Genomic DNA, 13,367 nt, shown 5'->3' on the forward strand with positions numbered 1-13,367 from the left:
GGGGTTATCTGTTGCGCATGCGGTCAAATAAAAGCTGCTGGAACGTAATACTTTGATAGTGGTCCGGTGTGCGGAATTCGATCTCCCGGACCGGCTGCCTGATAATATTTTCAAATTCGAGGACTTCTACAAGCTCCGGATTTGATCCCTGGAAATGTTCGGCGCGCAGCGGAAGTTTCCCCTCATCCAGCCACTCTTCGGCCGGAAATCCCGCCAGGAAAGCGTGACGGGTCAGCCAGCTTTCGGAGAGCATCCCCCAGGGCACGGAAAGGTCATCGGCAATCCAGATATGCCACCGGGACGCCAGGCCGGGAGTGGACGCAATCCATTTTCGGGCGGAGTACCCCTGAACCGAGCCTGTCTCGCCCGAATCCTCAATCACCATTTCCGGAACCTCGTTGCCGCTTTCGGCATTTCCGCCACGCAGGCTCTCTACCATGGTAATCATCTGCCGCAGCTCCTGCTTGTTCATGGTGACGGCTTTCTCATCGGCTGTCAGGAATACGATGGTATCCGTTTTCTGCCTAACCAGAATCCCCCGTGCCCGAACTCCGCCAAGGATTTCAAGTGACCGCCCTCCCGTTCGCTCGATCAGCAGATAGTCGGGGTTCATGGTGAATCTCACCCGCGCAACCTCCTCCCGTTCCCCGCCGTTAACGGTATATGTTACCAGGTGCATGGATCCTTCAAAAGATTCGGGATCGCCGGAAGTGGCTCCGGCTGTGGCGATTGCCGTGGCCGGCAGAAGCGCAGCGATGAAAAGGATCAAGAAGGCCCCGGAGATGCCGTTCATGGATGCGCCGGGATACAGCAGCCGTTTTCGTGTTGTCATGTGTGATGTCATCATGTTCGGTAATGATGCCTGTTGCACCACCATGTGGTCAGCAGCAGGTAACTGTGTCATTCTGTGAGGTCGCGAAACAGGGGTTCTGTTGCTTTGTGGATCCATCCGCCGCCGATTACATCATCGCCTTCATAGACTACCAGCGCCTGACCGGGAGTGATCGCCGACCGTCCTTCCGGGAACCGGACGGTGAGTTCATCCTCGCCGGTTTGTGTCAGAAATCCGGGCTCGCCCAGGTCGTTGTAGCGGATGGCGGCATTGACCGGCATCTCCTCTTCGGCGATTTTGTCGTATTTGCCCATCACAATGTTGCGCGCAACAGCCGTTGTGTTGATCAGATCGGACTCCTCCCCGATCGTGATGGTATTGGTTTCGGGATCGATATTGGTGACATAAACCGGCTTACCCATGGCCAGATGAAGCCCCCTGCGCTGACCTATCGTGTAAAACGGATACCCTCTGTGCTTTCCCACCACCTTTCCGTGACGATCAACAAACAGTCCGCCTTCCACTTTTTCCTGCAGGCCATCGACACGGTCGCGCAGGAAACGACGATAGTCGTTATCCGGCACAAAACAGATTTCGTAGGAATCCTTTTTTTCGGCGACATTAAACAACTCGTAGTCAGCGGCAAACTTGCGGATCTCGGATTTGTGGAAGCGGCCAAGCGGAAATCGTGTTCGGGCCAGATGGTCCTGGTGAACGCCCCAGAGGGCATAGGACTGATCCTTGTGGCGATCTTTTCCACGGGAGATCACATAGCGGTCATTTACCTCTCTGACATTGGCATAGTGTCCGGTGGCAATGAAATCACACCCCAGCTTGTCGGCCCGTTTGAGCAGCGCGGCCCATTTGATATGCGTGTTGCAGAGCACACAGGGATTGGGGGTTCTCCCCTGCATGTACTCCTCAACGAACCGGTCGATTACCCAGTCGCCAAACTCATCGCGGATATCCACGATGAAATGGTTGAAGCCAAACCTGGTGGCAATTTCACGCGCGTCATTCATCGACTCGAGCGTACAGCAACCGGTCTCCTTGTTGGATTTACCGCCGCTTTGTGCGTAATCCCACGTTTTCATGGTGATACCGATCACTTCGTAGCCCTGCTCACTGAGCATCACAGCGGCAACCGAGGAATCCACCCCGCCGCTCATGGCTACCAGTACGCGTCCTTTGGAACTCATATTACCTTCTAAAATCTTTTAATTACCAGCTTGAAATCTGAACGGCCTGTGAAACGGCCTGGAGCTAACACCGCTGCCGTGCCTTCCGGACTGGCGACATCGTCGCATGTGTCACAATTCGACCCCGGATTCCATTTTGCCGTCTGCCGCCATCATATCCGGCTGCATCAGCTTGCCTTCGGGCACGTTCACCTCTTATGGCGACTGTGCATTTCAGACAAAAAACTGAATTTTCACAAGATACCGTTTTTTCACACCACGGTAAACGCATCACTGCGCATTTTAGTTTTTGGGGGATGGGGTGAGCGCTTCAGCTGATACAAGTGATTGCACATCGGCGGGCCATTGCGATCGGAGCACACGCATGGTGAGCAGTGCAGCTGATCAATGCTATTGCAGCAGTACCTCTTTCACCGATGCGATATCGGCTTCCACCGGAATTGATTTTTTCTGCATGGAAACAAGTCTGGAGAGACGCTCCGGCGTCTTCAGTGCCCCTGGAATGAGTGCTTCTATGGTATCCGGAAATTTCGCCGGGTGGGCGGTTGACAAAATCAGTCCCTGTTCCTCCGGGCGCAGATGTTCCCTGCATCCCAGATACCCTACCGCCGTATGCGGATCCATAATGTACCGGTGCTCTTTCCAAACCTCGGAGATAGCCTGACCGGTCCGGCGGTCATCGAACCAGGCTCCCCGGATATCCCTCGCCATCTCCTCATGGTTGTTGCCATAGAGGCTCAGCATACGGTCGAAGTTGCTGGGGTTTCCGACATCCATGGCGTTCGAAATGGTACGAACCGACGGTTGCGGGTGGAAATCGCCCTTCTCGAGATAGTCGGGCACAATGTGGTTGATATTCGTGGCGGCTACAAAGCGGGAGACGGGGAGTCCCATTTTAAAGGCCAGCAACCCGGCGGTCAGATTCCCGAAATTGCCGCTGGGAACCGAGCAGAGTATGGGAGGCTGACTGTTTCCGTCCGTGAGCAGTCCCGCCACCGCATGGGCATAATAGGTCATTTGAGGCAGCAGCCGCGCGATATTGATGGAATTGGCGGTAGTGAGCTGCTTCGAGGACCGGATGTCGGGATCGGCGAATGAGGCTTTTACGAGCCGCTGGCAGTCGTCGAACGTGCCGTTCACCTCCAAAGCGGTGATGTTCTCGCCGAGGGTAGTGAACTGCTTCTCCTGCAGGGGGCTAACCTGTCCGCCGGGATAGAGCACAAACACCTCGATTCCCGGAGCCTTGTAAAAGCCCTGCGCCACGGCTGCGCCTGTATCGCCGGAGGTTGCGGTGATGATAGTAAGCCGGGTGCCCTGCTGCTGCGCGATCACCGACAGCATCGCCGCCATGGTTCGTGCGCCGAAATCCTTGAAAGCGAGTGTCGGACCGTGAAACAGTTCCAGAACATGGGTTCGCTCGTCAAGTGAGACCACGGGCGCGTCGAAGGTAAATGCCCGGTCGACAATCTCCTCCCGCTGCTCGTCGGTGAAGTCCTCTTTCAAAACATGGTGGAACAGGTTGCGGGCGGTATCGGCAATCGTGCCCCCCTTGAGGCCGTACCAGAAGGAAAACGGGAGCTGTGGCAGCTGCTGCGGCATGAAGAGTCCGCCGTCCGGTGCCAGCCCCTGCCGCACCGCATCCTGGAAACTTGTAGATACCGACGGATCGCCGGTGCTGTAAAGTCGCATTGTTCAACCGTAAATTAATGAGTTTGTTGGGCCGGCATTTGTCACCGGTGCCGGGGGGCAGCCACATTCTTCAAGCGTGCCGGCGGAAAGCGGACTGCGCGTCTCCATCCCTCCGTTAAAACTCCGGCGCCACGGGCTCTTCTTCCGGAGCCAGTACAATAGGGCCGCTTCGATTCACCGGCGAAACGTAAATATCACTTTCGAGCTGAAGTTCGGAGAAGGCCTGTTTCATCGCCAGCCCGACCTCCCTGGCCTGTTCCGCGGAGGTGCTCAGTGCAAAAACGGAAGGGCCGGAACCCGATATACTGCATCCCAGCGCGCCGGAATCCAGTGCCGAAGCTTTCACCTTGTCAAAGCCGGGGATCAGCAGCGATCGCACCGGTTCGAAAATAATATCGTTCAGCGACCGGCTGATGAGCGGGAAGTCGGCCTTCGAGAGTCCGGCGATCAGGCCGGCCAGGTTACTCCACTGGATTACGGCATCCTGGAGTTTGATATGCTTCCGGAGGATGCGGCGCGAGTCCTCGGTTCGAAGCTCGATATGCGGATGCAAAATCGTGCAATACAGATTCTCCGGGAAATCGACGGGTATCACATCCAGCGGACTGTAACTGCGGATGAGTACAAATCCGCCCAGCAGGCCGGGCGCGACGTTGTCGGCATGCGGTGATCCGCAGGCCAGCTCCTCGGACTTGATGGCAAACGGCAGCAGTCCGGCACGGTCCAGTGGCTCCTCCAGCAGCATATTCACTGCAAAAAGGGCGGCCACGGAACTGGCGGCGCTGGAACCGAGTCCGCTTCCCAGCGGCATGCGTTTGTGCAATACGATATCCACCCCCTGGCGCGAACCGAGGTGCTCCAGCATCGCGATAACCGCGACCCCGGCCGTGTTCTTTTCCGCCTCACGCGGCAGCCGTCCGCCGTCGCCGGTCACATCCAGGATGCGCACTCCCGGGGTGTCGCTCAACTCCGCTTCCACGATATCGCCGGGCTGGTTGATGGCAAACCCGAGGGAGTCAAAGCCACAGGCCACATTAGCCACGGTAGCCGGTGCGAACACGCGAATTCGTTTTGTTTTCACTTCACTCATAACACAGAACCGGTCGCAACGGACCGGTTTCTTCAACAAGGTTACTTGATTACTTTCAAAATATCACAGAGAATACCGTTGGCGGTCACCTCGGGCCCTGCTCCCGGACCTCTGATCACCAGCGGGCTGTCGGAATAGGCCATGGTGGTAATGGTCACCATATTCTCGGATCCCTGCAGGCCGCTGGTCGGGTGTTCGTCACTGACGGGTGTCAGCGCGACCTTCAGGTGGTCATCGTCCATGGTAGCCAGATACCTCAGGTGCCTGCCCTGCCTGCGGGCCTTCTCCAGCAGCGCTTCAAACTGCGCGTCATACGCTTTCAGCCCCTCCAGAAACTCTTCAGGCGTCATTTCGCCGCGCAGATCCTCGGGCACCAGGTTTTCCACGGAGATATCATCCAGCGAAACCTCCTTGCCGGTAATCCGGGCAAGGATCAGCAGTTTACGGGCCGCGTCCATGCCGTTCAGGTCATCGCGCGGATCGGGTTCGGTATAACCGTTTTCCCTGGCCACACGCACCAGCTCGCTGAATGGCCGGGAGCCGTCGAAGTTGTTGAACAGGTAGCTGAGCGTTCCGGAAAACACCCCTTCAATGCGCGTTACAATATCGCCGGTAGAAACGCGGTCGGTCAGCGACTGGACGAACGGAAGGCCGGCACCGACATTGGTCTCGTACAGATAGCGGGTCTCGCTGTCGCGGGCCATGTCCGACAACCTTTGGAAGATCTCGCAGGAATCGGTGTTGGCTTTTTTGTTGGGTGTGACTACCGCGATGCCCTGTACCAGAAATCGTTCATACCACTGCGGGATGGATTCGCTCGCGGTCGCGTCCACAATAATGGTATTGGGTGACTGATGCCTGGCGACATGCTTTAACAGTGCCGCGATATCGGTTTCATCCGGCGACGCATCCAGCGCCTTCTGCCAGTCGTCGGTAAAGATGCCGTCTTCGGTGAGCAGCATTTTACGCGAGTTGATGATACCGTTGATCCGCAGATCCAGATAGCGTTTGTTGAGGAAGTCGTCATACCGCTCGAAGATATCGTTGATGAGCCGCTTGCCGATCAGGCCCGTTCCGATCACGTAGATGTGGGCGGTCTTCCGCGCTCCATAGAAGAAGGCATCGTGGATGACGCGCAGGGCTTTGCGCTTTTCCGACCTGCGGATAACCGCCGAGATGTTAAGCTCCGACGACCCCTGCGCGATTGCCGAGATATTGATGCGGCTGCGGCCGAGCGCCTGAAACACCATTCCCGCTATTCCGGGGGTTTGCCGCATGTTCTCTCCCACAACGGCGATGATACTGAGGTCTTCCTCAATAACAACATCGGCCACCCTGCGAACCGCCAGCTCATGCTCCAGCTCCTTGTAGAGCAATTGACGCGCTTTTTCCGCGTGCTGCGGCATCACCGCCAGGCAGACCGAGTGCTCCGAGGAGGCCTGGGTAATCAGGATGATGTTGATTTTACCCGCGGCCAGGGCGCCGAAAATTCGCTGGGCGATACCGGCCATCCCGACCAGTCCGCTGCCCTGAATCCGGATCAGCGCCACATTGTCGATCGATGAAATGCCTTTGATGATGTGGTCGCGGCTGGTGTCGTGCCTTCCGACCACGGTACCGGGAAATGCGGGGTTGAGCGTGTTCTTGATGCGGATGGGGATATCGCGCCGCATGGCGGGTTCAATCGTCGGGGGGTGGATGACTTTGGCACCGAAATGGGAAAGCTCCATCGCCTCCTCGTAGGAGAGCACATCCATCGAAAACGCTTCACGCACGGTCTTGGGATCGGCGGTAAGCACGCCGTCCACATCGGTCCATATTTGCAGTTCGTCGGCATCCAGTGCCGCCGCGAACAGCGAGGCGGTGTAGTCGGATCCGCCCCGGCCAAGGGTGGTGGTGATCCCGCGGGGATCGGCGGCAATAAAACCGGTTACCACCTGGAGTTTCTTGCGGGAAGCATAATGGGTGCGAATGTTGGCAAGAGTCTTGTCCATATCCACTTCGGCATGACCGAACTGATCGTCGGTGACAATCACCTTGCGCGCATCCAGATAGTCGCAGTCGATCCCTTCGCGCTGGAAAGCGAGCTGGATAATATAATTCGAAAGGCGCTCCCCGAAGCTGGTGATGAAGTCCATGCTTCTTGGGGTCAGTTCCCGGATCAGATAGACCCCTTGCAGGATGTCTTCCAGGTCGTTGAGCATGAACTTGACACCGGCAATCGCCTGGCTCTGCTCGGATGCGGTGAGCAGCTTGCGAATGGTATCAATATGACGCGCTTCCAGCCTGCCGAGCTCGGCGGTGTAGGAGTCGTCGCCGCGCCCGGCCAGTTCGGCCATGGCGATCAGCTGATCGGTGACTCCCTGAAACGCTGAAAAAATGACGGCCTGGCAATGTTCTTTTTCGACCGCTTCCGGAAACCGGGAGGCGATATCCCGGATGCGTTCGGGTGTTCCCACAGAAGACCCGCCAAACTTGAAAACTTTCATCAGTAAATAATGTTATGATTCTTGCGGATAAAAAAGGTGTACGTCTGAATACCTCCAACATCGCGCCGGGTGGTACAGCAGTCCGGCGTAATTCAGCAAAACAATCTGATTTCTACAGGGATCCTCAGTACCAACCCTGTTGCTGCAGGAGAGATGGCACAAGTGGGGAAGTTACAAATAAATGGAGGAAAATTCGCATCAATTAAGACATTGCCCTGCGCCCTCCCGCCATCGTACCGATCAAAAATAGAGATAGGGTTTCCAGGTCTCGTGCACATTGCCGTAAAAGGCCCTCAGATAGATGATATGGTTGGGCCGAAACGGTTTGGCAAGCAGCTTCATGCCGGCTTCCCTGGGAGTCCGGTTACCTTTTTTGTGGTTGCAGCTGGTACAGGCGGTTACCAGGTTTTCCCAGGTGTCGGTTCCGCCGCGGCTCCGCGGTACGACATGATCGATGGTCAGCTTCTCCGTTGAATGACAGTACAGGCAATGGTTGTTGTCGCGTTTCAAAATATTTTTACGCGAAAGGACGATGTTTTTGAAGGGAATACGGGCGTAACTGCGGAGGCGTATGACCGACGGATAATCGTATTCCATGCGGATCGTGCGAATCTTTTTCCTGGGATAGTCGTGAAGGAGCTCCGCTTTTTCAAGCAGCAGCAAAACCATGGACTTCTTTACATTGCAAACACTTAGGGGCTGATAATCCTGGTTGAGGACCAGTACATTTCCGTTGAGTAGCATAACAAGTCATTCCATCCCGTAGCGATCAGGCCTTCAGAAAACGGGCATATCAAAGCCGTCACCATGTTTCCTGTTCATTTTTTTCAAGGTTTCGAAATAATATCGAAAAGCGTACTATTTGATGCAAATGAACATTTGTTGATACAAATGCACATTTGACAGGCTTTCTCTTTCGCATTCGCTTGGTATATTTCCACCTCGAACCGGTGTTAATCCTATAAACACAAAAACGGTACACCCATGACCTCCCAGGAAAAGATCTCCAGTTCGCCATATTACAAGGAACCGGGACCGGCACTTGACCGGGAAAGCCCGTTTGAATCGATGATGGAGCGTTTTCGCTTTGCCGCCCGAATTCTGGAGCTCGAGGAGGGTATGTTCCAGTATTTGTCCAATCCCGTAAAGGCGGTGACCGTCTCCATCCCCATCATCATGGATAACGGACAAATCAGGGTGTTTGAGGGGTACCGTGTCATACATGACAATGTCCTGGGGCCATCCAAAGGAGGCCTGCGGTTTACCCCTACCGTCACCATCGATGAAGTTAAAGCCCTGGCAGCCTGGATGACCTGGAAATGCGCGGTGGTGAATGTCCCGTTCGGCGGAGCCAAGGGGGCGATTCGCTGCAATCCGAAAGAACTCTCCATGCGTGAACTGGAGCAGATCACCCGGCGCTATACGGCCGAACTGATCGAGGTGATCGGCCCGGACCGCGACATCCCGGCTCCCGACATGAATACCAATGAACAGGTGATGGCCTGGATCATGGATACCTACAGCATGCATGCCAGACGCACCGAAACCGCCGTCGTTACCGGCAAACCGGTGATACTGGGCGGATCGAGAGGCAGGAAGGAAGCCACCGGCCGGGGTGTAATGACTGTCACGCTGGCCGCCCTAAAGGAATTGGGCATTCTGGTCGATAAATGCCGTGTTGTGATTCAGGGTTTCGGCAATGTCGGTTCCGTGACGGCGCGGCTGCTCAGTGAACAGGGAGCGCGCATCGTCGGCATAAGTGATGTCTCAGGCGGGTATTACAAGCCGGACGGTATCCCTGTTGAAGAAGCGCTGAACTACATCCGCAATAACGGCGGTACGCTCAGAGGCTTCGACAAGGCGGAAAATATCAGCAACGAGGAGCTTCTGGAGCTGGAATGTGATGTTCTCATTCCAGCGGCTCTGCAGGATCAGATCAACAAACGCAATGCCTCCAGGATCAAATGCAAGGCCATTGTCGAAGGAGCCAACGGTCCCGTTACCGCAAACGCCGACAACATCCTTGAGAAGAACGGGATTCTGGTGATTCCCGACATTCTGGCCAATGCAGGCGGTGTGACCGTCTCCTATTTTGAGTGGGTGCAGGACCGGCACGGCTATTTCTGGTCGGAAGAGCGGGTTAACGAGCGCCTCAATCGCATGATGACGGACGCCTTTAACACCCTGATGGATGTTCGGCACGAATACGGTATCACCCTGCGCCAGGCCGCCTATGTCTATGCTATTAAAAAAGTTTCCGAAACGCTCCGCATCCGGGGCATATATGCCTAACCATATTCGCAGATGGGCCAAAACTTTTCACTGACGCTGCTTTCCGACCTTGAAGAAATCGACAGGGTTACCGCTTTTGTGGAGCAGCTCACCCCCGTTGTTGGCTGCGACAGCGATGCCGAACACCGTATCATGCTGGCGCTTACCGAAGCCGTTACCAACGCCATCCTCCATGGAAACCGGCAGCAGCGATCACTGCCTGTTGAAATTACCGCATCCGTTGATGCCGCCCGGCTGCGGCTTACGGTCCGCGATCAGGGAAAGGGCTTTGACCCCAACCGCATACCGGATCCCAGAAGCAAGGAGAATCTGCTTAAATCGAGTGGAAGAGGGGTGTTGCTGATGCGGGAGCTGGCCGACAAAGTCACCTACACGGAAAACGGCCGATGCGTTGAACTGACCTTCAACCGTAACAGCAAATAGAGTTTAGCCGATTAATGCGTAACTTTCCCGATTATAACTGAATTGTACGCTGAACCGACATGGCAAAGGAAACGGACGCAAGAGCAAGGATACTGATCGTCGAAGACGAGCTCATCATTGCTCAAAATCTTAAAATCCGGCTGGAAAAGCTCGGCTACGGCGTTACCGATATCACTATCGACGCCGAAGAGACCCGAACGTCGCTGGCCCGGGAAGTACCGGACCTGGTGCTCATGGACATTGCCCTGTACGGGGGCAACGACGGGGTTATTCTGGCGAAATGGATCGACAAAAACTACAAAATTCCGGTAATTTTTGTCACATCCCATACCGACAGCTCTACTTTTGAACGCGCCAGCAAGAGCATGCCCTATGGCTATCTCATCAAGCCGTTCAACCCCAAAGAGCTGTACAATGCCATCGAGCTTGCGCTGCAACGCCACAAGCTGCTTCGACAGCTCTCCTCGAGCTCACATCTTCTGGGCTCGGTACTGCAAAGTATCTCCGATGCCATTGTGGTGACCGACAAGCAGAGGAACATCCTCTACATGAACGACTCGGCCTGCAAGCTGCTGCAAGTGCGGTTCCAGGATACCGGAAAAATGACCGTTGACGAGCTTCTCCCCTTTCAGAACCCGGACGATGGGCAGGCTCCGGAGGAGTGGAATCTTGCCAGGGTCCGCGACTATGAAGAGGTCGAGTTTGAGTGCCGGCTGGATATCCGGGGGAGAAAAACCTTTCAGCAGGTCCGGCTGTCAAAACTGGAAAATCGGATTCAGTCGGATGTTCCGGACGGTTACCTGGTTGTGTTGCGTGATGTCACCCGCCGGAAACGGTCGGAGAGCATCATCCTCAATATCGCCGAAGCGGTATCCGGTGAAATCGGGGATGCCTACTTTCAGCGGCTGACCGGCCAGATTACCGAAACCCTGCAGGTCGATTTCTGTTTTTTGGGAATTGTCGATCAGGATCATCCGGAATTCTGTACCATTGCGGCAATGGGATCGCGCATACCCGATTCTCCGAAACCGGCCCGATTCCCGCTTTCCGGATCTTTTACCGAACTGGTGCTTTCCCGCAATGAATCCGTAGTTTGCCAGAATAACGCCGGCTCCCGATTTCCTGACGACACCCTCATTACGGACCTGAAAATTGACGGGTTTGCCGCACTCCCTCTGATATCGGGCGACGGCCGCACCGTCGGCGTGATCGCGGCCCTTAACATGGGCGAGCTTGAAATGATGAATATGCAATCCTCTGTGCTGCAAATATTTGCCAACCGGGCGGCTGCGGAGATCGAACGGCAGCGCTATGAGGAGAATATCATCGCCGAAAGGAACAGGGCAAATGAGATGAATACCCTGAAAAACAACTTTCTATCGAATCTCAGCCACGAGGTACGCACCCCGCTGAACAGCATCATCGGCTTCTCTTCGCTGCTGATAGAAGAACTGGACGATGAAGAACAACTCAAGTTCCTGACATACATCACGGATGGAGGAAAGAGGCTGCTTCAAACCATCAACGATCTCCTGGATATATCACTTCTGGAATCGAAGCCCGGCGGGTTGCAGTTCCACGAAATCGATCTTGCCGCGGAAATACGAGAGACGGTGGGGATGATGCAGAATGAGGCGCGTGACAAGGACCTCACCATCGGCTACCCGGATGAAGACCGTGATATTCGAGTCATGGGGGACCATCACATGGCCGGACAGGTTCTTCGCAAAGTCGTCGGAAACGCCATCAAATTCACTGAAGAAGGTTCGGTAACCATTGAACTCGATACAGCTTCGCGTGAAAACGGGAACTACGTTCTTGTGTTGGTCAAGGATACCGGTATCGGTATTGATACCGATTTCATCCCTCATGTATTTGATGAATTCAAACAGGAGAGCCGGGGGATGGCACGCAAGTACGAAGGCGTCGGCCTGGGACTGACCATCGCCCGGAAGATGATGCACCTGATGGGCGGATTCATCGAGGTAGAGAGCGAAAAAGACAAAGGCTCGGTTTTCACACTCTGTTTTCCTGCCGCCAATTAGTCCGGTTCCATTTTGCGGCGCGTACGAATAGACGCAGCCGTTTCGTCGCCGGGAGCAGGGTCATTTTTGTCCGGACACCTCTTCCATTCTGGCCAGATTATCCTGGACGCGCAGAGCCTCAATCACCTCCGAAAGATCCCCCTTCATCACCGCATCCAGGTTGTACAGCGTAAGGCCGATGCGATGGTCGGTCAGTCTCCCCTGCGGAAAATTGTAGGTCCGGATTTTGGCGCTGCGGTCGCCGGTGGATACCTGGTTCTTGCGTTCCGCCGCCCGTTCGGCGTGCTTCTTCTCGATTTCCTGCTCATACAGTTTGGCTCGCAGCATGGCCAGGGCCTTGTCACGGTTCTTGTGCTGGGACCGTTCCTGCTGGCAGGTTACCACGACACCCGAAGGCACATGGCGGATCCTGACCGCCGAATCGGTCGTGTTAACATGCTGTCCTCCCGCGCCGCTGGCCCGATAAGCCTCAAACTCCAGATCAGACGGATTGATGGTGATATCCACTTCCTCGGCCTCGGGCAAAACCGCCACGGTGGCCGCGGAGGTATGAACCCGCCCCTGAGATTCGGTCTCAGGCACACGCTGCACACGGTGTACGCCACTTTCGTATTTCATCTCCGCAAAGACATCGGTCCCTTCCAGTTTGAATACCACATCCTTGAATCCTCCCTTCTCGGACTCGTGCAGGTCCATGAGCTCCAGCTTCCACTTTCGCTCATCGGCGTAGCGCCGGTACATGTCAAACAGATTACCGGCGAAAATGGCCGCCTCGTCACCGCCGGTACCGGCACGGATTTCCACAATGGCGTTTTTTGAATCTTCAGGGTCTTTCGGAATCAACGACAGCCGAATGCCATCTTCCAGCTTCCTCATCCGTTCGGTAAGCTCCTCCAGTTCCTCCCGGGCCATCTCCGTAAGCTCGGGGTCCTCATTCTGCTCAATAACTTCCCGGTTCCCGCTCACCTGATCCCGCAATTCCTTCCACTCCTCATAGGCCTCCACATAGGGCTTGAGGTCGCTGTGCTCTTTGGTCACCTCCGCCAGCTTCCGGGGCTGCTCGTAAATGGAGGGGTCACTCAGGGCCACCCCAAGCTCTTCATAGCGGGATTTTAATTGGGCAAGTTTGCTGTCGATATCCATGCAGTTGTTGCGTTTCGAAATTTCTGAGACGGTAACGAAAAATCCTTCCGGATTTTCTACCTGATTTACGTTATTTTTATGGCGTCTGAACAGATACGTAGACCCGGGCCTTCCGGCGTGACCGGCAAAAAAAACCAGGGCCCGGCAGCGACGACACGGCGGCTT

The 13,367-nt window shown here is 55.4% G+C and carries 10 protein-coding genes; 3 read left to right on the forward strand and 7 right to left on the reverse strand.

All coding sequences use genetic code 11. The features are described 5' to 3' along the window. Positions 1–4 precede the first annotated feature (4 nt). The 6 genes from QA596_04175 to QA596_04200 all read right to left on the reverse strand — a co-directional run bounded on the left by QA596_04175 (position 5) and on the right by QA596_04200 (position 8,043). Positions 5–832 (reverse strand): hypothetical protein, encoded by an 828-nt coding sequence (locus QA596_04175; protein ID MDG5766654.1) that lies wholly within the window; start codon positions 830–832, stop codon positions 5–7. Between the two features lie 68 nt (positions 833–900). Then, complete coding sequence (gene mnmA, locus QA596_04180) at positions 901–2,031, reverse strand: tRNA 2-thiouridine(34) synthase MnmA (protein ID MDG5766655.1); 1,131 nt, start codon at positions 2,029–2,031, stop codon at positions 901–903. Between the two features lie 390 nt (positions 2,032–2,421). Beyond that, on the reverse strand, positions 2,422–3,720 hold the full coding sequence (thrC, locus tag QA596_04185; GenBank protein ID MDG5766656.1) for a threonine synthase: 1,299 nt from the start codon (positions 3,718–3,720) through the stop codon (positions 2,422–2,424). A 115-nt stretch (positions 3,721–3,835) separates the two neighbouring features. Further along, a complete protein-coding gene (locus QA596_04190; protein MDG5766657.1) occupies positions 3,836–4,810 on the reverse strand; it encodes a homoserine kinase in 975 nt (324 codons plus the stop codon). A 41-nt stretch (positions 4,811–4,851) separates the two neighbouring features. Next, complete coding sequence (gene thrA, locus QA596_04195; protein MDG5766658.1) at positions 4,852–7,299, reverse strand: bifunctional aspartate kinase/homoserine dehydrogenase I; 2,448 nt, start codon at positions 7,297–7,299, stop codon at positions 4,852–4,854. A 240-nt stretch (positions 7,300–7,539) separates the two neighbouring features. Next, positions 7,540–8,043, reverse strand: coding sequence for an HNH endonuclease (locus QA596_04200; GenBank protein MDG5766659.1), 504 nt, complete (start codon positions 8,041–8,043; stop codon positions 7,540–7,542). A 240-nt stretch (positions 8,044–8,283) separates the two neighbouring features. Between QA596_04200 and QA596_04205 the strand changes: the two genes are divergently transcribed. Genes QA596_04205 through QA596_04215 form a run of 3 tightly spaced genes read left to right on the forward strand, consistent with a single transcriptional unit; the run spans position 8,284 to position 12,059 of the window. Continuing rightward, positions 8,284–9,591, forward strand: a complete 1,308-nt coding sequence (locus QA596_04205; protein ID MDG5766660.1) for a Glu/Leu/Phe/Val dehydrogenase — start codon at positions 8,284–8,286, stop codon at positions 9,589–9,591. 12 nt (positions 9,592–9,603) lie between these two features. After that, positions 9,604–10,014, forward strand: a complete 411-nt coding sequence (locus QA596_04210; GenBank protein MDG5766661.1) for an ATP-binding protein — start codon at positions 9,604–9,606, stop codon at positions 10,012–10,014. A gap of 59 nt (positions 10,015–10,073) precedes the next feature. After that, a complete protein-coding gene (locus tag QA596_04215; GenBank protein MDG5766662.1) occupies positions 10,074–12,059 on the forward strand; it encodes an ATP-binding protein in 1,986 nt (661 codons plus the stop codon). A gap of 60 nt (positions 12,060–12,119) precedes the next feature. On the opposite strand, the gene prfA is transcribed toward QA596_04215, so the two are convergent. Continuing rightward, on the reverse strand, positions 12,120–13,202 hold the full coding sequence (gene prfA / locus QA596_04220; GenBank protein MDG5766663.1) for a peptide chain release factor 1: 1,083 nt from the start codon (positions 13,200–13,202) through the stop codon (positions 12,120–12,122). Positions 13,203–13,367 lie beyond the last annotated feature (165 nt).

Source organism: Balneolales bacterium ANBcel1, assembly GCA_029688905.1.
GTDB lineage: Bacteria > Bacteroidota > Rhodothermia > Balneolales > Natronogracilivirgulaceae > SLLW01.